The sequence below is a fragment of the Polyangiaceae bacterium genome (assembly GCA_015075635.1).
Taxonomy (GTDB): Bacteria; Myxococcota_A; Polyangia; order Polyangiales; family Polyangiaceae; genus JADJKB01.
In genome coordinates this window covers 1,964,043-1,984,336 of sequence record JABTUA010000002.1, presented here as the reverse complement: position 1 = coordinate 1,984,336, position 20,294 = coordinate 1,964,043, and the positions used below count along the sequence as shown (strand labels likewise).

17 protein-coding genes are annotated in these 20,294 nt (G+C 71.1%); 12 read left to right on the top strand and 5 right to left on the bottom strand.

Annotation, left to right across the window (positions count from 1 at the left end):
* Entirely contained in the window at positions 1-2,514 is a 2,514-nt protein-coding gene (locus HS104_25150) for a hypothetical protein (protein ID MBE7483249.1), read from the bottom strand.
* A gap of 63 nt (positions 2,515-2,577) precedes the next feature.
* Between HS104_25150 and HS104_25145 the strand changes: the two genes are divergently transcribed.
* Together HS104_25145 and HS104_25140 are read left to right on the top strand one after the other, a co-directional pair.
* A complete protein-coding gene (locus tag HS104_25145; GenBank protein ID MBE7483248.1) occupies positions 2,578-3,222 on the top strand; it encodes a hypothetical protein in 645 nt (214 codons plus the stop codon).
* Positions 3,219-4,220 carry an SPFH domain-containing protein gene (locus HS104_25140; GenBank protein ID MBE7483247.1) on the top strand — a complete coding sequence of 334 codons (1,002 nt, stop codon included), beginning with the start codon at positions 3,219-3,221 and terminating at the stop codon, positions 4,218-4,220. Before HS104_25145 ends, HS104_25140 begins: the two co-directional genes overlap by 4 nt.
* A 1-nt stretch (position 4,221) precedes the next feature.
* Here HS104_25140 and HS104_25135 read toward each other — a convergent pair whose 3' ends face one another.
* Positions 4,222-4,761 (bottom strand): DUF4345 domain-containing protein, encoded by a 540-nt coding sequence (locus tag HS104_25135; protein ID MBE7483246.1) that lies wholly within the window; start codon positions 4,759-4,761, stop codon positions 4,222-4,224.
* A gap of 48 nt (positions 4,762-4,809) precedes the next feature.
* On the opposite strand from HS104_25135, the gene HS104_25130 reads away from it, so the two are divergent.
* Genes HS104_25130 through HS104_25120 form a run of 3 tightly spaced genes read left to right on the top strand, consistent with a single transcriptional unit; the run spans position 4,810 to position 7,523 of the window.
* Positions 4,810-5,076: a hypothetical protein gene (locus HS104_25130; GenBank protein MBE7483245.1), complete on the top strand. Its 267-nt coding sequence runs from the start codon at positions 4,810-4,812 to the stop codon at positions 5,074-5,076.
* The gene (gene rsgA / locus HS104_25125; GenBank protein ID MBE7483244.1) at positions 5,073-6,056 is read left to right on the top strand and encodes a ribosome small subunit-dependent GTPase A; all 984 of its coding nucleotides are present in this window, start codon (positions 5,073-5,075) and stop codon (positions 6,054-6,056) included. The genes HS104_25130 and rsgA overlap by 4 nt, the downstream gene beginning before the upstream one ends.
* Positions 6,057-6,059: 3 nt before the next feature.
* Positions 6,060-7,523 carry a DUF4339 domain-containing protein gene (locus HS104_25120; protein ID MBE7483243.1) on the top strand — a complete coding sequence of 488 codons (1,464 nt, stop codon included), beginning with the start codon at positions 6,060-6,062 and terminating at the stop codon, positions 7,521-7,523.
* Between the two features lie 3 nt (positions 7,524-7,526).
* On the opposite strand, the gene HS104_25115 is transcribed toward HS104_25120, so the two are convergent.
* A complete protein-coding gene (locus HS104_25115) occupies positions 7,527-8,348 on the bottom strand; it encodes a hypothetical protein (protein MBE7483242.1) in 822 nt (273 codons plus the stop codon).
* A 65-nt stretch (positions 8,349-8,413) separates the two neighbouring features.
* Between HS104_25115 and HS104_25110 the strand changes: the two genes are divergently transcribed.
* Complete coding sequence (locus tag HS104_25110) at positions 8,414-9,700, top strand: hypothetical protein (GenBank protein MBE7483241.1); 1,287 nt, start codon at positions 8,414-8,416, stop codon at positions 9,698-9,700.
* Between the two features lie 6 nt (positions 9,701-9,706).
* On the opposite strand, the gene HS104_25105 is transcribed toward HS104_25110, so the two are convergent.
* Complete coding sequence (locus HS104_25105; protein MBE7483240.1) at positions 9,707-10,990, bottom strand: AarF/ABC1/UbiB kinase family protein; 1,284 nt, start codon at positions 10,988-10,990, stop codon at positions 9,707-9,709.
* Between the two features lie 107 nt (positions 10,991-11,097).
* Between HS104_25105 and HS104_25100 the strand changes: the two genes are divergently transcribed.
* Complete coding sequence (locus HS104_25100; GenBank protein MBE7483239.1) at positions 11,098-13,362, top strand: DUF1343 domain-containing protein; 2,265 nt, start codon at positions 11,098-11,100, stop codon at positions 13,360-13,362.
* A gap of 161 nt (positions 13,363-13,523) precedes the next feature.
* On the opposite strand, the gene HS104_25095 is transcribed toward HS104_25100, so the two are convergent.
* Entirely contained in the window at positions 13,524-13,889 is a 366-nt protein-coding gene (locus HS104_25095; protein MBE7483238.1) for a hypothetical protein, read from the bottom strand.
* A 163-nt stretch (positions 13,890-14,052) separates the two neighbouring features.
* On the opposite strand from HS104_25095, the gene HS104_25090 reads away from it, so the two are divergent.
* The 5 genes from HS104_25090 to HS104_25070 all read left to right on the top strand — a co-directional run bounded on the left by HS104_25090 (position 14,053) and on the right by HS104_25070 (position 20,276).
* Positions 14,053-15,408 (top strand): acetyl-CoA carboxylase biotin carboxylase subunit, encoded by a 1,356-nt coding sequence (locus HS104_25090; GenBank protein MBE7483237.1) that lies wholly within the window; start codon positions 14,053-14,055, stop codon positions 15,406-15,408.
* 151 nt (positions 15,409-15,559) lie between these two features.
* A complete protein-coding gene (locus HS104_25085) occupies positions 15,560-17,290 on the top strand; it encodes a propionyl-CoA carboxylase (protein MBE7483236.1) in 1,731 nt (576 codons plus the stop codon).
* On the top strand, positions 17,287-17,907 hold the full coding sequence (locus tag HS104_25080; GenBank protein MBE7483235.1) for a hypothetical protein: 621 nt from the start codon (positions 17,287-17,289) through the stop codon (positions 17,905-17,907). The genes HS104_25085 and HS104_25080 overlap by 4 nt, the downstream gene beginning before the upstream one ends.
* Before the next feature lie 117 nt (positions 17,908-18,024).
* Positions 18,025-19,272: a thiolase family protein gene (locus HS104_25075; GenBank protein MBE7483234.1), complete on the top strand. Its 1,248-nt coding sequence runs from the start codon at positions 18,025-18,027 to the stop codon at positions 19,270-19,272.
* Positions 19,269-20,276 carry a hypothetical protein gene (locus HS104_25070; GenBank protein ID MBE7483233.1) on the top strand — a complete coding sequence of 336 codons (1,008 nt, stop codon included), beginning with the start codon at positions 19,269-19,271 and terminating at the stop codon, positions 20,274-20,276. The genes HS104_25075 and HS104_25070 overlap by 4 nt, the downstream gene beginning before the upstream one ends.
* Positions 20,277-20,294: the final 18 nt, after the last annotated feature.

Below are 20,294 nucleotides of genomic sequence, written 5' to 3'. Positions count from 1 at the left end.
CTACTTCACGGCGAGCAGCGCGTTCACGTCGAAGAGGCCGCCGTCGATGGGCGCCACGGCCGAGCCGCGGGAGTAGACGTCGAAGCCGGCGTAGCCCGCCTTCTTGTAGTGCTCGAAGTCCTGCGCCCAGGTGTTGGAGGTGCTCATCTGCACGTTCAGGCGCACGTCCGCCGAGGCCGGGGAGGTGAGGGCGAGGAGCGCGTAGAGCACCGGCTGTTCGGCGTGCGGGTCGAGGCCATCGGCCAGCTTCACCAGGTTGTCGAACAGGGCCAGGGCCTCACGGGCTCTAGCCTGGCTCAGCGAGCCGGCGGTGGCCTTGTCGTAGTCGGGCCGGTTCCCGGCATCGACGGGGAAGCGGATCTCCACGGTCCGCGGACCCACCGGCCCGATGTTCTGGATCACGGCCTTCTCCGCCGCCATCAGCTTCTCGTAGCCGAGTGCGCGGGCTTTGTACTCTGCCGCCATGGCGTCGAGCACGGCGCCGTCCTTGGCGTCCGGAATCGAGGCGCGCTTGGTCTGGATCGCGGCCTCGCTCGCGCCGCGGTCGATGAGGACCGCGCGCAGGTACGCCGAGAGCGCGTTCCTGAGCTCGAACTCGCTCTTCTTGGTGAACATCGCGCCGAGCGCCTCGTCGTCGAGGCGCAGATCCACGACCAGAGAGCTGGGCGGCCCGACCAGCGACGCCGCCGGCTCGAGCGTGGCCTGCGCGGTCAGCCGCAGCGTGCCCGCCTTCATCACCAGGTCCTTCGCGGCGGGCTCGAGGCCGCTCAGCGTGGCGGCGAGGGCGCTCGCGCCGTCCGCGCGGAGCTGAACTACCTTGGGGTCGTCCAGCACGGAGAGGCGGCAGGGGTCGAACGCCTGGCTGTTCGGGCAGGACTCGACCACGTAGCGCTGGAGCTCGTTGCCCGGCTTCTCGACGGCCTCGAGCGCCGGCTTGCCGCCCAGGCTCTGGATCACCGCATCCAGGTGATCGAGCAGCTTGTCGCGCTCCATGTAGTCGTCTCCCTCCTCGACCTGGAGGATCAGGTTGGCCTCTCCCTGCGCCGGCAGCGTCGGGTCCTCGGGGTCGAACACCAGACCGCTCATGCCGATGCGCGTGTAACCGTGAGAGGAGAAGAACCAGCCGCTCTGCTTGTGCAGTCCGTCGAAGAGCAGCGTGCGCGCGCCGCCCGGGGTCTGGATCACCACCGACCCCTGGGTCTCCTCGATGGTCTTGAAGAAGCTCATGCCGAACACGTCCACGCCGGCGTGGGACGTCGCCGACACGCCGGAGCGCGACAGGTCGAACTCGGCGATCACGCCCGGGTCACCCTGCGTCGAGAGCGCCTGCGCCAGTCGGATGTCGCCGCGCAGGGCCTGGGCCAGCGCCTGCTCCAGCGCCTTCGGATCGGTCGGGGCGTCGAGCCGGAAGCGCAGGCGCGCCACCGAGAGCCGGGTCTCTTGCTTGGTCTTGGCGGCGCGTGTCGCGATGAAGCTCAGCTTCGCGTTCATCTGGTTCTGGAGCGCCTTCTCCACCAGGCGTCCGAGGTCGAGGTCGAAGCCCGCGACGGCGACCTTGCTCTTGACCAGCCCCTGGATGCCCCAGCCGTCGGTGAGCGCGACGCTGGCGCTCTGCACCTTGGCGTTGGACACGCCAACGTCCACCACCACCTGATCACCGGACAAGCGCACGAGCTGCACGTCCATCTGCCCGCGCAGGTGCGCGCGCAGGCCGCCGGAGAGCACGAGGTTGTAGCTGACGCCGGCCGCGGGCGTGGCCACGAGCAGCGGCACGCCAACGCCGAGGTTCAGGCCGACGCCGCCGGAGCCGCTCAGCGCCAGGAGCTCCCCGGGCTTCATCGCGCGAACGTCGTTCACGCTGCGCGGCATCACGAAGCCGCGCGCGCCTTTCAGCGCCGCGAGCGGGGCTCCGCCCAGCGCTCCGGCCTCGCTCTGGAATGGCGCGATCACGCGGGTCGTGAGGTTTGCGCCCAGGTCGAAGCCGAGCGCCACGCTCGCCCCGCCCAGGCCTCCGACGGAGAGGCCCCATTTGTGGCCGAATGCGGCGGACGTCTGGAAGGCGAACTCGCCGTACACGGTGTCGCCCGACGAGTGCAGGTGATCGCGGCGGAGCTGGTTCACCTCGGTGGTCAGCTCGCGCTCGCCGTAGGCGACGGCAAGGCCGGTGGCCAGGTTGTCCAGGTTCCCGAGCGTCAGGTCGTTCTGGGCCTTCGCGGCAGTGGCGTAGACCATTGGCTCGCCGAGCTTGATGCCCGCGTAGTCGCTGATGCTCAGCGCGTCGTTCAGGCCGTCGGAGGCGAAGCCTGCGCCCACGCTCAGGAGGTCGCCCAGATCGAGCTTCTTGGCGTCGCGCCAGAGGGCGGTGATGGAGCCCCAGCCGTCGCATTTGCCCTCGCAGCTCACGCCCAGGTTCTGCCCGGGCTCACCGGGGTCGCCGCCGGCGCTCTCCGAGGTGCTGCAACCCAGGGCCAGAGCGCCGATCAGCGCCCATGACAAGCTCACGGTCCGGATCATCCGGTCAGCTTAGCGCGGGCCCCGTGGCGCGCGGGAGCGCCAATGTTGCATGCTCTCGGGCGCATGCGCGTCCTCGGCTTCGTGGCGCTGGCCGGAGCGGCGCTGTTTCTGCCCGCCGCTGTTGCCGCCGCGTGGCTATACCCCGGCGGCACCTGGTGCGATCCGAGCGCCATCGGGCACCGATTCTGGGGGAACTTCGTCTGCGATCTGCTCCACGCGACCAGCCTGAACGGGCGGCCGAATCCCGGGGCGACCGTCGCGCGACTCGGGATGTTCGCGCTGATCGGCAGCATGGCGTCGCTGTTCGCCGGCCTGCCGTCGCTCTGGCCGGCGCGGCGCCGGGTGGGCGTCGCCGTCCGCTGCCTGGGTCTGCTCGCGACCCTCGGCATGATCGGCGTGCCGCTCTTGCCCTCGGACCGCTACGGCGCGTGGCACGGCGTGGCGGTGATGGCGGCGGGCGGCCCCGGCTTCGTCGCCGTCGCGCTGGCGCTCCACGCACAGCTCCGCTCCCCGAGCACCGCGGCGACCGGTCGAGTTGGAGTCGCAGCGCTCGCCGTTTCCGCCGTCGACATGGCGCTCTACGTCCATCACTGGTCCTCGAGGAGCGACTGCTCGACGCTCTTGCCGATCGTGCAGCGTTTCGCCATGGGCCTGACGCTCGCGTGGATGGTGGCCTCGGCGCGCGACCTGATACGCTCTCGGGTATGAACGTGCTCGCCCTCGAAGCGGTCCACCACACGAGCTTGCTCCAGCGCGCGGCGTCGCCGGCCTTCGTGGGCGCCACGGCGCGCATCCTGCCCAGCCAGGCCCTGGCCTTCGTGGCTCGAGGCCACGTCGCCGGGGTGCTCGGTCCCGGCGAGCACGTGCTGGATCCGCGTGTCATCGCCTTCCTGGGACCCATCGTGCAGCAGCGGCCCGGCACCGCCATCCTGGGTGACGACGTGTTCTGGGTGAAGATGGGCGTGGCGGAGAGCTTCCAGGTCGGCGGCGCGCTGGACCCAGTGCTGGATCCTGCCGTGGGCGAGAAGGTGACGCCGCGGCTCGACGCGCGCGTGTCGCTCGTCGTGAGCGATCCGGTGCGCTTGATCCACGGGCTCGCGGGAAAGACCGACCAGGGCGCAGTGGAGCAGTGGGTGAAGGCCCACCTCTTGCGCCACGCCCTCGAGCTCGCGAAGCAGGTCCCGCGCCTGAGCGAGCTGGTGGCAGAGGCGAAGCTCCCAGAGCGCGCGCAGGCGCTGGGTCGCGCCGCCGCGCCGGGCCTCGCGGAGCTCGGGCTCGGGCTCACGAGCGCGGAGATCGTCGCGTTCGTGGTGCCCGATCACGTGGCCTCGCGCCTCCGGCTGATGGGTGGAACGCTGACCCACTACTCCGACGCGCCCGGTCCGCCGTCGCTCGGCGAAGGCGCGCGAGTGCGGACCAGTCGCGGCTCGGAGTGGTACTCGGGGCGCGTGGGGAAGGTCGTGGAGAACCGCGCCGAGATCATCTGGGACGTGTCGGGGGAGCGCTCGGAGGTCGCGCTGGCCGAGCTCGAGCCGGAGCCGGCGTACCCGGGCGCGTTCACGCCGGGCACGCGCCTCCTGGCGCAGTGGCCCGACGGGGGCTTCTACCCGGCGACCGTGCGCGTCTACAACGGCACGCTCTACGAGGTGGTGTGGGCCGACGGCTCGACGTCTTGGCTCGGACCGGGGCAGGTGAAGATGGGCTGAGTCAGCCCTTCTTGGACTGCTCGAGGCGCACCGTGCGCTCGATGGGCTTCGTCTTCTCGATGGGCTTCGTCTTCTCGATGAGCTCGGTCTTGTCTTGTCGCAGCGCGGCGATGTCGTGCTCGAGCGTCGCTTCGCCCGGGCTCTTCTTCATGCGCATCAAGCCGAAGCCCGCGGCGACCACGCCAGCGAGCTCGATGGCCAGGAACAGGAGCACGGTGGCGCCGGGCCAGCCTTCCACGGTCATGCCGTAGATGCGCGCAGCCGCGACGCCGAGCAGCGACAGGAGCGCGCACAGGAGGCCGGGGAGCTGCCACTCGCGGCGCATGGCGGTGACCGCCAGGAAGATCCCCAGTCCGATCTCGATGCCGCCGTAGAAGGCGCGGAGCTCGATGGATCCGAGCTTGCCGGCGGCCGTGATGCCGGCGAACGCGGCGAGCTTGGTCGGAGCCAGGAGGAAAGCGACGCCGAACGCGACGAAGGCGGCGGAGAGCGCGAGCAAGACGGCGCGGGGCGCGCCCGAGGTCGGCTCGGGATCGGACATGGGGCGAATCTAGCCAGCGGCGCCCAACGGAGCCACAATCATCGAGTCATGAGCCCGGCGGAGCGCAAGCGCGAGCTGGTCGCCTTGGTGGAGAGCGTCACCGAAGCGCGGCTTTCGGCCCAGACTCGCCGGCATGCCTGCTGCGTGGCGCCGGGGCTCGGCCCGGTGATGCTGGCGAAGAAACTGCGGGCTGACCGCCTGCCGGAGGAGCGGGAGCTCCGCCGCTTCGCGGAGCAGCTGGTGGACTGGGCGCTCGGGCTCGCTCCCGGCGCGCCGCGTCCCTTCGCGGACGGCGACCTGGAAACGGGCGGATGAACCTCCGGGCGCTGGGCTTCGACGACGGCTTCGCGCGCGCGCTGGCGGGGCTCGCGCTGGCGGACGCGTACGTGGGGCGGGTCGCGCGCGTCGACGCCGACATCGCGCAGCTCCTCGTCGAGGCGGGGGAGCAGAGCGCGCGGGTGCCGCGGCGAGTGGTGCGTGCCGCGCTCGGTCGGCCGGTGACAGGCGACTGGGTCGCTTGTGTGTCGGCCGGGGAGCCCGTGGTCGAGGCGGTGCTGCCGCGCCGCTCGGAGCTGGTTCGCCGCGCCGCTGGTCGGCGCGCCGCCGCGCAGCTGCTCTGCGCCAACGTGGACGTGCTCTTCGTGGTGATGGGGTTGGACGGCGACTTCAACCTGCGTCGGCTCGAGCGCTACCTGACGCTGGCGGCCGAGGGGCGCGTGCGCCCGGTGGTGCTCTTGACCAAGGCGGGGCTGTGCGCGAATGCCGCGGCGCTCACCGCGGAGGCCAGCGCCGTCGCGCAGGGCGTGACGGTGCATGCCCTCGACGTACTCTCGGGGATCGCCGCCGACGTGCCGCTCGGCTACCTGGGCGAAGGCGTGACCGCGGCCGTCGTCGGCTCGTCCGGCGCCGGCAAGTCCACCCTGGTCAACCATCTCCTGGGTGAGGACCGCATGCGCATCGCCAGCGTGCGCGTCCACGACGATCGCGGCAAGCACACCACCACGCACCGCGAGCTGTTGCCGCTGCCGATGGGTGGCGCCGTGATCGACACCCCCGGCCTGCGGGAGCTGGGGCTCTGGGCCGACTCGGGCGCGCTGGAGACGGCATTCTCCGACGTGATCGAGCTCGGGGCCGGCTGTCGCTTTCGCGACTGCGCACACGGGGCGGAGCCGGGCTGCGCGGTGCGCGCGGCGGTCGCAGAAGGCAGGCTCGACGGCGCGCGGCTCGCGAGCTACATCGCGCTCGGAGCGGAGCTCGCGCGTCGAGCCCGAGGCACCCGCAGGGATTGGCGCTGAGGCATGGCCGAGAACGAGTGGCGCTGGGTCGGCCCGGATGGCTTCGAGTACACCGGGAACCTCGAGACCTTGAAGGCAGGGCTCGCCGAAGGCCGCCTGCCCAGGTCCACGATGGTCTCGGGGGCGCATCTGGGGGGCTGGCTGCCGGCGGCAGACGTGCCCGAGCTCGAGGCGCCGCGCATGGAGCCCGCGCCCGTCGAGGCCGCGCCGCTGCCCGCGTTTCAGGTCGAGGACGAGGCGCTCACGCAGCGCGACAACCCCATTCCGGAGCCGCCGCCGCCCGAGCCGCCCACCGAGCGCCGTCCGGCCGTCGCCGCGCCGGTGCCAGCGCCGGTGCACAAGCCGCTGCCCGTGCTGCTCATCGCGGGCCTGGTCGGCGTCGCCGCTTTCGCGCTCGGTGGGATCACGGTGCTGTTCTTCCTCGCGCGCGATGGTGACGAGCCTGCGCCCGCGATCCGCGCGTCGGCGGCGCCGAGCGCGGCGCCGCCGGCGCCACACGCCCGCGCCTGCGTCGCCCAGCGCGCGGGGCTGGTGTCGCGCCCCGTGTTCGGGAAGATCCCGCTCGAGGTCGCGGCGGTGGGCAAGGATCGCGTGGCGGTCGCGTTCGCGTCGAGCCCGAGCGAGGCCAAGGTCGTGGTGCTGGGCGCCGAGACTCTGGAGAAGCACCACGAGAAGCGCCAGCCGAGCAAGGCACCGGTCGCCGGCGCGCGCCCTCTGGTGCGCGGCGACGCGGTCGAGCTCGTGCTCGACGGGGAAGAGCCCAACCTGCGGGGCGCGCGCAGCATCTTGGGCGACAAGCCCTTGCGCATCGGCGCTGCTCCCTCGGGCATCGCGCGCAGCGCCGGCGACGGCGAGCCGGAGGTGGTTTGGCCGCTCGCCGAGAAGGATCTCACCCCGATGCGCGTCGAGAGCAGCGACGCAACCGGCCACTTCGTCGCGCTGCGCAGCGGCGGGCAAGGGGGCAAAGTGCTCGCCGGCTGGCTCGCCCACGACGGCAGCAAGAAGACCGAGCTCCTGTCGCCCGAGCTCGGCGTCCACGCGGTCGGCACGCCGGCGCCGGCGCTCGGTCCGACCGCGACGCTCTTACTCGTGGCCGCCAAGCCGGGCGCGGGGTCGGACTGGCAGCTCTTCGCCGGGAAGGGCCCGCTCGGTCGCGTCCCGGCGAAGCTCGCGCCGCTCGCGCTCGGGGACGACTCCGCCGTGCGCATCTCACCCGCCGCGATCGGGTTGCCCTCGGGGCGCTGGCTCCTGCAATGGACCGAGGGGTCCGACGGCGCCCACGTGGTCAAGGTGCAGGAGCTCGGCGCCGAGCTCGACCCGGTCGGCAGCGCGCTCCGCGTTTCGCCGCAGGGAAGCGACTCGGGTCAGGGCCGCGTGTGGTCCGACGGCGAGCGCGCGGTGTCGTTCTTCCTGGTCTCCACCGGGGAGTCCCACGAGCTCTGGGCTGCGCCGTTCAGCTGCAAGTGAAGCTCAGGGCTTCGGAGCGTAGAACCACTTCGGGCCGTGACACAGGCTGCCGGCGCCGTCGCAGGCGGTGACGGTGCCGCTCTTGCGGAAGCCGTCGAACAGGGTCGCTTGGAGCTCCGCGTCGTTGTTGCACACGTGGTAGTCGGCCAGGGTCTCCTGCGCCGCGGCCACGATCTTGCCGAGCGCGTCGTCGAAGCCCAGCGACCAGTCGAAGCCCGAGGCCCAGGTGCAGTTGGGCAACACCGCGAGCACCCCGGCGATGTCTCCCGTCTCGAGCTTCTGGACCAGGCCCGCCGCGTCCACGGAGCCCGTGCAGGTCAGGTGTGCCAAGACGTAGGCCTTGATCTCCGCCACCAGCTTCTGCACGGCGGCGTCGCCGAGCGCGTCCATGCTCAAGAACTTCGTGCCGCACTCGCAGGCCTCGTAGGCGGACACCAGCGCCTCGAGCTCGCCGAACGTCGCCGTCGCCTGCATGGAGCCCACCGGGACCAGGAACACTGCGCCGGTGGCGTCCTTGTCCTCCGGCTTGGTGCCGTGGTTCTCGCGGAACGTGCTCTTGACGACCTGACCGTTGCAGGCGACCTCGAGCGTGGTCGTGGTGTGCGGTGGCCAGAGATCGCTGCTCCGACCCGCGGTGTCCTTGTAGGCGTCCTTCTGGAGCCAGGTGAACTTCGCCTCGCAGCTCTCGGTCCCCGCGACGCCGCCGGAGCCGCTCGTTCCGCCGGCGCCGCCGCTGCCTCCGCCTCCGCCCGACGGCGTCACGCCGTCGTCCGAGGAGCAGCTCGAGAGGGCCAGGGCGGAGACGAGGAGCCAGGAGGCGCGCATGGCTCGAGAGTAGATCGAAACCCGCTCGCTTGCCCGGTGCCCGCGTCCGCGTGAGACTGTCCCGGTTGCTGCGACGTGGACTGATCCCCGTGTTGGTCGTGGCCGCGTGCTCGCGGGAACCCTCGTCCCCGAGCGCCGATGCCGCACCGGCCCAGGTCGCCGACGCGGCCGCTCCGGCCACCGAGAAGCCCTGGCCCGCGCTGCCGGAGAGTCCGGAGGATGCGGCGGGCGTGCTCCGCGACCACACGCGGCGCGCCCCCCGCAGCGAGCCGGCGCTCGACCGCGCGCGCCTTCAGTCGAGCCTCGGCAAGAGCGCGGAGAAGGACGAGCTGGTCGCTGGCTGGCCCGCGATCGCGGCGCTCTTGTCCGCCCGGGCGGAGCGCGCGATGAAGGAAGGCCGCTCGAGCTTCGTGCTGTTCGGCACCCACCACGACGCCCCGGCGCAGCTCACGGCGTTTCGCAAGCTGACCGGCCCGCTCGGCTACGGACCGACGCACGCCGTGCTCGAGCAGTTTCACGCCACCGGACGCTGGAGCAACGTCGAGGCCCGGGAGCAGGCCGGGGACACGGCGGCGCTGGAGAAGCTCGGGCGCGACGGGGACCGCGCCGCGCTCGACGCCGTGATCGCGAGCCAGCGCGATCACAACCACACCGCCTGGAAGTACGACTACCTGGAGGAGCTGCCGGCGCTGGCGGCCACGCTGCGCGCGAGCGGCGTCGCGCTCCACTCTTGTGACATGCCCACGGCCTTGCAGGCTCGCGCTCGCGCCGTCGGCGACGTGGCGCTGCTCGGCCTGCGGGAGCTGCACTGCGCGCTCGCGCTCGGCGACCGGCTGCGCGCTCCCGCGAAGGTCGCGATGCTATGGGGAGCAAGCCACGCTGGTGCGGACGCCGCCCAGCGCTTCCTTCCCGTGGAGGCGGACGTGGTCTCGGTGCAGCTCTTCGGCGGGCGGCCGGAGGGCGAGGCTCCGGTGAGCGTCAAGCTCAGCGAGCCCGTGCTCTTCCCGGTACCGGGTCACGATCGCTTCGTCCTGCTGCTCGCCGAGGGGCCGCTCGCCGCGCGCGTCGATCGGGCGCGCACGCAGGCGGAAGCCGGCGATGCGTCGCGTCTGGGCAAGCTGGTCGTGACGGGCGAGCCCGAAGTCGAGCTCCACGTCGGTGGAAAGACCGCGCGCGTGGGCGACAAACCCGTCGAGATCGCGCTCGGCGCGGGACACCACGGTTTCCTGGCCCAGTCGCGCGACGCGCTCTCCATCGCCGGCGGCGTGCCGATGCCCGAGCACGGTTTCGTCGAGCTCCACCTCGAGTCGCGCGCCGGCAGCGCGCGCTTCGTCGTGCACCGGGGCAGGTAGCCGACCTCAGCGCGCGAGCAGGCCGGCCTCGCCGAGGAAGTCGCGCTCGATCCGAGCGTAGTCCACGGACACGTCGAGCCGCGCGAGCACCGAGTAGAAGCCGAACTGCAGGCGGTTGATCAGCACCATCCCCGGTGGCATCTGGACGAACCCGGAGTCTTTCGAGAAGAGGTGGCGCTTCATGTCGCGAGCGTCGTCCACCAAGCTCGCTACGTAGCCGCGCGTGATGTGATAGGGCGCCTCGAACAGCGGCGCGAAGCAGCGCCGCGTGTAGGCGACCGCGGCGTCTTCGTAGGGACCGGCCCGGCTCCCGATGACGGCGCTGGCCGCGGCGGGGAAGGCGCCGGAGTCCCCGGCGAGCGCGACCAGATGGAGCTCGAGCGCGGCCGCTCTGCGCGCAGGCTCGATGGGTTGGACGCAGCCGAAGTCGAGGAACCAGATGCTCCCGCCGTCGCGGAACAGGTAGTTGCCGGGGTGGGGGTCGGCGTTGAAGCGCCCGCCGACCAGGTTCCCCTTGAACACGAAGCGCCAGAGTGTCTCCGCCCAGGCGCGGCGCTCGCCCTCGCTCCTCAGCGCGGCCTGCTCCAGGGACAGCCCCTCGACGAGCTCGCTGGTCAGCACGCGGCGGCTCGAGCGAGCGGGCATCACCTCCGGGATCCGGATGCGCTCGTCCTCGGCATGAACGCGGGCGAAGTGTCGCTGGTGCTCGGCCTCCAGCCGATAGTCGAGCTCCTCGCGGAAACGCTCGGCCACTTCGTCGAACACGCGCTTGGTCTCGAGGGTGCTCGGCCCGGCGAGCGCCATCATGCGCTCGAGCACGCTCACGTTTTGGAGATCGCTCTCCACGGCGCGCTCGATGCCCGGGTGCTGGACCTTTACCGCCACCAATCGACCGTCTTCGAGACGCGCGCGATGGACCTGGCCGATCGAAGCGCTGGCGAACGGTTCGTCGTCCCACTCGGCGAACAGCCGATCGATGGGCGCGTCGAGCTCGCTCTCGACCAGAGCCCGGATGGCTTCGGGGGAGGAGCGGGGCGCCGCTGCGCGCAGCTTGGAGAGGGCGTTCTCGTAGGCGTCCCGGTGGGCTTCGGGGACCATGCCGTCCACGTAGCTCGCCATCTGGCCGACCTTCGCCGCGAGGCCGCGCAGCGAGCCGAGCACTTCGGCGGCCTGCTGCGCCGCGCCTTCACCGCGGCCGGAGAGCACCATGCTCGCGCCGGTCCGCGCTCCGAGCGCCGCGAGCCGCGCCATGCGGCCGAGCCGACCCGAGGGCAGGTTGCGGTGCGACACCGCCTTGGCTTCTAGAGCCCGCCGCCCCCGCGCGCCAGAGGCGGGAATCCAGATGCGTGGCTCGCGCGTTTTCCCTCCGGCACATGGGGCTCGGGAGAAGCTTGCTGGTGGCCGCGCTCCTTCTGGCGGCCGACGCGGCGCCCCGCGCGGCCCGGGTAGAGCTCGCACGCGCGCCGCGGCTCGCGCTGCCGCGCGTGGTGTCGCCGGCGCCCGCGCTGGCCGAGGCCCGGCTGCGCCTACCGGCCCGCACTCAGCTCGCCATCGAGCGCGAGATCGATCGCGCCATCGAGCGCGGCGAGATGCCGGGGGCGATGGTGATCGCCGGAAACCGTGCGGGGGTCTTCTTCCGCCGTGCCTTCGGCCTGCACAGCGTCGAGCCGCGCCGCCCGCTCGGCGAGGACGCAGTCTTCGACCTGGCCTCGCTGACCAAGGCCGTGGCGACCGCGACGGGTCTGGCCGCGCTGGTCGAAGACGGGCGCGTTCGTTACGACGACCTGGTCGCGAAGCACCTGCCGGCCTTCGCCGCGGAGGACAAGCGCCGCATCACGCTCAGGCACCTCTTGACCCACACCTCGGGCTTGCCCGCGGTGAACGCCGTGCCCCTGAGCAGGCTCGAGGGCATCGCCACGACCCCGCTCCTGGACGAGCCTGGCGCGCGCTACCGCTACAGCGATCTGGGCTTCATCGTGCTGGGCGAGGTCGTGGCGCGGGCGGCGCGCGAGCCGCTCGAGCGCTTCGTCGCCCGGCGCCTGTTCGAGCCCCTCGGCCTGGGGGACACCGAGTTTCGCCCCGGTTCAGGGCCGCGCCTGGTCCCCACCGAGCGAGAAGGCGAGGCGTACTTGACCGGGGTCGTGCACGACCCGCGGGCGCGGGCGCTGGGGGGCGTCGCCGGTCACGCCGCCTTGTTCTCCAGCGCCGACGACCTCGCGCGTTTCGCGCGCTGCCTGCTCGCCCGCGGCAGCCTCGACGGACGTCGCGTGCTCCGCGAAGAGACCGTGCGCGAGATGACCCGCGCGCTCGAAGTGCCCGGCGCGCGCGTCGCGCTGGGCTGGGACGCCCCCGACGAGCCCGCGACGGCGGCGCTTTCGGCCCGGAGCTTCGGGCACGAGGGCTTCACCGGCACCTCGCTTTGGATCGATCCCGTGCGCGATCGCTTCGTGGTCTTCCTGAGCAGCCGCTTGCACCCCGACGGCAAGGGGCGCATCGCGCCGACCGCCCGGGCGATCCGCGCGCTGGTCGCCGGCGCCGCGCTCGATCCCGAGCAGCCGCGCGTGGAGCTCGGGATCGACCGGCTGGCGCGAGAGGGGTTCGCGCGCCTCACGGGCCGGCGCGTGGCGCTACTGACCCACGCGCCGGCGCGGGATGCGTCCGGCCGGCGCACGCTGGATCTGCTGGCTTCCGCGCCTGGGATTTCGCTGGTGCGCGTCGTCACTCCGGAGCATGGTCTCTCGGCGTACGAGGAAGGAGCGGTCCCGGATGGTCGCGATGCGCGCACCGGGCTGCCGGTGCTCAGCTTGTACGGAGCGGGCGCCTCGAGTCGGGCCTGGGCCGGCGTGGACACGGTGGTGGTCGACCTGGTGGACGTCGGCGCGCGCTTCTACACCTACGTCGCGACGCTGCTCGACGCGCTCGAGTCCGGCCGCCGCGTCGTCGTGCTCGATCGTCCGAACCCCAGCGGCGGCCTGCGCGTCGCCGGCCCCGTGTCTCGGGGCGTGCCGCGATCGCTGGTCGATCCGCACCCGCTGCCGGTGATGCACGGCATGACACTAGGCGAGCTCGCGCGCTTCCTCGCGTACGAGCGCCGCATCGATCCCCTGCCAGAGGTGGTGCCGCTCGGCGGCTGGCGCCGCGAGATGCGCTTCGAGGACACCGGCTTGCCCTGGTTCGACCCGTCACCGAACCTGCGCTCACCCCGAGCGGCGCTCCTGTATCCGGGCATCGCGCTGTTCGAATTCACCAACCTCTCGGTCGGGCGCGGCACCGCGACGCCCTTCGAGCTCGTCGGCGCGCCCTGGCTCGACGCCCCGGCGGTCATTCAGCGCGTCGGGCCGGTCGCCGGCGTGCGCCTCGAGGTCCGAGACTTCACACCGGCGAGCGGGCCATTTCGCGGCCAGGTCTGCCGGGGGATCCAGCTCGGCGTTCACGACCCGGCACTTCTCTCGCCGCTCAGCCTGGCGCTCGCGCTCGCTCGCGCGCTGCGGCAGGTACACCCGCGACAGTGGCAGTACTCCGGTATCGGCGTCCTTCTGCGCAGCGACGCCACGCTGCGGGCGCTCGCGGCGGGCGCCTCGGCGGAGGAGGTCGAGGCGGGCTTCGCGCTCGAGCTCGAAGGGTTGGCCGTGCGCCGCCGCCAGTGGTTGCTCTACTCGTGAGCGGTTTGCGCGAGCCCCGACCGGATGTCATGGTGGGGCTCGTCGATGCGAACACGCGGGTCATTGCTTTGGGTGTGCGCGCTCTTCGCTCTAGGCTGCGGCGAGCGCCCGCTCGAGCCGCGAGGGCCGACGCCCGGGGTGCCTCAGTATCGCTTCGTGACCTACAACATCGCCCACTTCACCTCCGGCGACCCGACGCTCTCCGCGGTGGGCGAAACGAATGGGGAGACCGCCTCGAACCGGAGCTTCGCGCCCAGGGTCGGGAAGTCCCAGTCCGTGCGGTTGGCGAGCGGGTCCACCCAGTAGTAGGCGGTCCCGATGCCCACGAGCACGACGGACTCTCCGGCGGCCCGGAGGTATCGCGGCTCCCGGCGCGCCGCGGAGAACCAGGCGTCGTAGCTCTCCCGGAAAGGACGCCAGTGTCCGCGCGTGTCCTGGAAGCGGTCGCTCGGGCTCGGCTCGGCCGCCGCTCCGCCGGGCGGGAGCAGGACGAGCAGGGCGGCGAGGGCCAAGGCGGCGCGTGCCATGATGGCCTCTCCCCCGGAGCGATGCACCGCACGTGCCACGCCGGAACCGCTGGGCCCCGCGCGCTCGTTTACGCAGGCGTTGCGTCGTTCGTGCGCGCTGGCGACAAATGCGCGGATCGGGCCTTCCTTGGGATTTCGCCGGGATGCTAGCCTCGCGCCTCCGATGCCCCTCTCCTTTCACCGCGTGCTGATCGCCAATCGCGGCGAAGTGGCCGTGCGCATCGCGCGGGCCTGCGACGCGCTCGGCATCACGCCGGTCTTCGCGGTGAGCGAGGCCGATCGCGACGCGCCGTACACCCGCGGGCGGGAGTCGGTGTGCGTGGGAGGAGGGCGCTCCGCGGAGAGCTACCTCGACATGCAGCGCGTGGTGCAGGCGGCGAAGCAGACGCGCTGCTCGGCGCTGCACCCGGGCTGGGGCTTCTTGAGCGAGAACCCGACCTTCGCCGCGCTGTGCGAGGCCCACGGCGTGACCTTCGTGGGACCGCCGGCGCACGTCATGCACTTGATGGGCAAGAAGACCCCTGCCAAGCGAGCCATGCGTGCGGCGGGGCTGACGCTCATCCCGGGCAGCGAGGGCGTGCTCGGCAGCCTGGACGAGGCCCGCCGCGTGGCGGACGAAGTCGGCTTCCCGGTGCTGATCAAGGCCGAGAGCGGCGGCGGCGGGCGCGGTATGCGCATCGCGCGCGGGCCGGAAGAGCTGGAGGAAGCCTTCACCGGCGCCCAGCGCGAGGCGGCGGTCGCGTTCGCCGACGACCGCGTCTACCTCGAGCGCCTGCTGGAGGGCGGCCGCCACGTCGAGATCCAGATCATGGCGGACCGCTACGGCAACGTCTGCCACCTGGGCGAGCGCGACTGCACGGTGCAGCGCAAGCACCAGAAGCTGATCGAGGAGTCGCCGTCACCGGCGCTTTCATCGGAGGAACGCGCGCGCACTACCGAGCTGGCGCGGCGCGCGGCTGCCGCCATCGGCTACGTCGGCGCTGGCACCATGGAGTTCTTGCTCGACGAGACCGGCACGCTGCGCTTCATGGAGATGAACACGCGCCTCCAGGTCGAGCACCCGGTCAGCGAGATGCGCACCGGCATCGATCTGGCGGTGGAGCAGCTGCGCGTGGCCGCGGGCCACCCGCTCTCGTTCGCGCAGAGCGACGTCCGCTTCGACGGTCACGCCATCGAGTGCCGCATCAACGCCGAGGACCCCGCGAAGGACTTCCGCCCGAGCCCCGGCACCATCACCCGCTGGTCGCCTCCGCCCGAGAGCGAGCATGTGCGCGTGGACACGCACGTGTGCGAAGGCTACAAAGTGCCGCCCTACTACGACTCGCTCATCTGCAAGCTGATCGTGAAGGGCAAGGACCGCGAGGACGCGCGCCAGCGCATGCTCGGCGCGCTCGGCGCGCTCGGCGTGGAGGGCATCAAGACCACGGCGGCCATGCACGTCGCCGTGCTGTCGAGCGAGGCTTTCGTGAGCGGGCGCTACGACAATCGCAGCATTCCCGGTTGGGGATCATCCACATGAGTGGCATCCGGCATCGCCAAGCGACGAGCGCGAGCATGAAGCAGAGGGGTGCCGGCCTCGCCGGTTTTTCTAGGTGGGGTTCCGCCCCACGCCCCGCGCGGGGTCCCCAACCCCGCGCCGCCACCATTCCACGCAGAGGGGTGCCCTAGGCATGGCTCACGTCCCCGTCGTCCCGATTGGCCGCCCGCGCGAGAGCGTGGCCGACGCCGCCACCTTCCAGAGCCAGCGCGACGCGCTGGGCGCGCTGGAAGCGACGCTCCGCGAGCGGCGCGCCAAAGTCCACGCCGGCTGGGGCGAGAAGTACCGGCAGCGCGTCCACGACAAAGGCAAGCTCACGGCGCGCGAGCGCCTGGCCAAGCTGTGCGATCCCGGCACGCGGACCTTCGAGGTCGGGACCTTCGTCAACTACGGCATCGAGTTCGAGGGTGGCCTCGAGTCGCCGGGCGCCGGCGTGGTCACCGCGTTCGCGCGCATCGAGGGCCGCTGGTGCATGGTGATCGCCAACGACAACACGGTCGCCAGTGGCTCGTGGTGGCCGAAGACACCGGAGAAGATCCAGCGCGCGCAGAGCATGGCGCTCAGGCTGCACATCCCCACGGTGTACCTGGTGGACTCGAGCGGCCTGTTCTTGCCCGAGCAGTCCAAGGCGTTCCCCGGCATGCGCGGCGCCGGTCACATCTTCAAGATGAACAGCCTGCTCAGCGATGCTGGGGTACCGCAGATCGCCGGTGTGTTCGGCGACTGCATCGCGGGCGGAGGCTACATGCCGATCATCAGCGATCGCGTGTACATGACCGAGCAGGCCTACATGGTCATCGCCGGCGCGGCGCTGATCAAGGGTGCGAAGGGCCAGAAGATCACCTCCCTGGACATCGGTGGCCCCGAGGTCCACGTGCACCAGAGCGGCTGTGCCGACGTGCGCGTGCCGAACGACGAGGTCTTGCTCGAGTGCATCCGGCGTGACGTGCGGAAGCTGCCGAGCTCCGGCGCCGACTACTATCGCGGCGAAGCGCGTCCGATCGAGCCCGCGTACCCGAGCCACGAGATCGCGGGGCTGTTGCCGCCCGATCACCGCGTCTCCTACGACGTGACGGAGATCTTGGCGCGCCTGTGCGACCAGAGCTTGTTCTGGGAGGTGATGCGCGACGTGGGGGAGGAGATGATGGTCGGCGTGGGCCGCCTGGGCGGGCTCTGGGCCGGCTTCATCGCCAACCGCCAGGGGCTGGTCGGCGACCCGGAGCACCCCGGCAAGCAGCGCCCGGCCTCGATCTTCTATCGCGGCGGCATCGCCAAGGTGAGCGCGTTCTCCCGAGCCTGCAACGCCGACGGCATTCCGATCGTCTGGCTCCAGGACATCTCCGGTTTCGACATCGGCGCCGAAGCCGAGGCTCAGGGGCTGCTCGCCTACGGGTCGAACCTCATCTACTCGAACTCGACCAACACGGTGCCGATGTTCACGGTGCTCCTGCGCAAGGCGAGCGGCGCCGGCTACTACGCCATGAGCGGCCTGCCCTACGATCCGGTGGTGCAGCTCTCCACCAGCATTTCGCGGCTGAGCGTGATGGAAGGACGCACGCTGGCCATCGCCAGCTACAACACCAAGCTCGACGAGCACTTCGAGATCGTCACCCAGGATCCCGTCGAGCGGCGCAGCATCGAAGAAGGAATGAAGGCTGTCGAGCGCCGCATCGAGGCCGACATGGACCCGTTCGTGGCCGCGCGGCAGATGGACACGGACGAGATCGTCGAGCTCGCCGAGCTGCGTGACTACCTCGGCATGCTCACCGAGGCGGCGTACCAGTCCACTGGCGCGCGTCGCATCAAGAACAGCCGCATCTGGACCCTGCACGACGTCGCCGTGATCACCGAGGCAGTGCGATGACCACGGGCAATCGAGGGCATGCCCTCGACGGGCGGGTCTTCCGCCGCAAGCTGGTGGTCAAGGCCGTGAAGGTGGCGGAAGGCCGCGTCGAGCTCCGGAGCCCGGGCGTGGGCCTGTGGCGCGGCGCGCCGGCCCCGGGGACGCTGGTGCTTCCGCAGAGCTTCCTGGGCGAGCTCGAGGTGCTCGGCGTCTTGCACGAGCTGCACGCCGACGAGCACGCCCACGGGCTCGTGCTCGGCGAGAGTCACGGCGCTCGCGCGGCGCGCTTGCCGGTCGGGCAAGGCGACGTACTGTGCACCCTCGACACCAGCGTGGGCGCCGTGGTGGCGATCGAAGAGGAGGCTGAGCACCCTTGGGCTTCGGGAGGGCTCGTGTTCCGCTCACCGTCGAGCGGCCGCTTCTTCGGCCGCGCCGCGCCGGACGCGCCGCCGTTCGTCGGGGTCGGCAGCGAGGTCGAGCAGGGCACCACCGTGTGCCTGCTCGAGATCATGAAGACGTTCCACCGGATCAGCTTCGGCGGCCCCGGGCTGCCCCGCCGCGCGCGGATCAAAGCCGTGTTGGTGGAGGACGGCGCGGACTTGGAGCCCGGGGATCCGATGTTCGAGCTCGAGGTCTGAGCCGGTCTCGCCAGCGCGCGTCACGGCAAACTTTTCACGCCCAGCCACGGCCCGGACCCTGGTCGCGTCGATCGCGCCGGGGGTAGACTCGCGCACCACCCGAGAGGAGTCGGCCCAATGAGGAAGGTTGGCATCGTAGGCGCTGGCATCACCGACTGCAGAGGCCGCTGGGTCGAAGCCACGTATTGGGACTTGTTCCAGCAGGCGACCCGCCGCGCTTGCGAAGACGCCAAGATGAGCACGAGCGAGATCGACTCGGTCGTGTACGGCATCTACAACGACATCTTCGAGCACCAGGCCATTCCCGAGAGCAGCCTCACGGGTCTGATCGGCATGGCCAACAAGCCTGGCACCCGCGTGACCAGCGGCGGCGCCACCGGGTTCTACGCCATGCGCACGGCTTACATGGAGGTCGCCAGCGGGACCAGCGAGTGCGTGCTCTGCATCGGCGGCGAGAAGGCGACGGACTGCTTCGACCCGCGCTCGAAGACGGCCACGCCGATGGTCATCGACACCATCGCCAAGAGCTGGGACCCGTTCTTCGAGTACCCGCTCGGCGCGACGGCCAGCGACTCGTACATGCAGATCTGCATGGCGTACAACGACAACCACCCCGGTGACATCGGAGACCCGGAGGTGCGGGCCAAGATCGTCGAGATCCTTTGCCACGCCGGCAATCGCAACCCCTATGCCCAGCGCCGCGACGAGACCGTCACCGTGGAGCAGGTGATGAATTCGCGCTGGATCATCGCGCCGTTCCTGCGCCTGCTCGAGGTGTGCATGTACACGGAGGGCGCCGGCGCCATCATCTTCGCCTCGGAGAAGAAGGCAGAGGAGATCTCCGAGCGCACGGGGCAGCCCATCGTCTGGGTCAAGGGCGTCGGCGCCGCCAACGAGAGCTACTCCCCCGGTCGCGGCGGGAACTACAAGCGCCTGCACCGCATCGACTCCGACCGCATCGCCGCCGAGCGCGCCTACGCGAATGCCGGGGTCAAACCCAGCGACATCCCCATCGTGGAGATCCACGACGCCTTCGTGGCGCAGCTGATGATCACCATGGGCGAGCTCGGCTTCGTGCCGGCGGGCAAGACCCGGAAGCTGATCGACGACGACATCATGATGGATCCGAAGCGGCTCCGGGACGACGAGGCGCCCCCGAAGGGCAAAGTGCTGGTCAACCCGTCGGGTGGCCTGATCTTCGGCGGACACTTCGTGGGCGGCTCGAACATGTTCTCCACCTGGTCGTGCCGGCGCGAGATGATCAACCGCAAGGTCCCGCTGGGGATGATCCACGGAACCGGCGCGATCAACGCGGTCTTCGGCGGCGCCATGATTCTCGAGCTCGGTAAAGGAGGTGCGTCGTGAAAGTTGCCAAGGGCCAGCCGGCATTGCCGCTCGACTTCAACCTGCCGCGCCAGACGACCGAGCTCAAAGGGCGCGACGGCGAGACCTACCTGCAGTTCACGAGCCACATGGTCACCTTCTACGAGCAGACCTATGGCGAGCACTCGCGCTTCTTCATGGCGCTGCGCGACTGCAAGCTGATCGGCTCGAAGTGCGACAAGTGCGGCAACGTGATGGTTCCGGCGGCCACCTGGCACTGCCCGAACTGCAACTTCGCCGAGATGCGCGAGGTCGAGCTGCCGCACAAGGGAGTCCTGGCGCAGACCGCACCCATCACCATCTTCCCCTCCGCCTCGTTCATCGGCGATGCGCCGTTCGCGCGAGGCTACGTGGACGTGGCGACGGACGCGCCCATCGCCTCCTATCTGATGGCGCGCCTCCGCACCACGACCGGGCTCGAGCGCCCGGGCATCTTCGTGAAGGGCACCGAGCTCAAGCTGGTGTTCGAGGACGAACGCCAGGGCTCGATACGGGACATGTTCTTCGTGCCGATGGCGGAGGTCCCGGAAAAGCTCAGGGGCAAGCAACCGCTGATGGCCTCGGAGCTGAACTTCGCGAGCCCGGCGACGCCCGAGGTGAAGCGCGATCCGGCCAAGCTCGAGGCCAAGGAAGCCGCGCTCGCCGCCATGACCAAGCTCGCCGCGGACGTCGAGAAGAGCCGGCGCGCTCAGGCAGATCTCGCGAACCGCTGCTACACCCTCGGCATCAAGACGGGAGGAGGCGACTTCTCCATCCGCGTCGCGGGCTCGCGCCTGGCCGTGTTGGACGGCCTGCCCGACAAGCCCGACTTCATCCTGGTCGCGGACGACCCCGGCGTGTTCAGCGCCTGGGTGGATGACGGCTCCCTCACGGATGCGGCCGTCGAGGGTGCGCTCTGGCTGCCGAGCAAGGAAGCCTTCCAGGTGCTTCCCGCGCTCGACCGTCTACCGCGCTCCACGCGCCGGGACCTGCGGGACAAGAAGTAGCGAGCTTCGGCCGGCTCC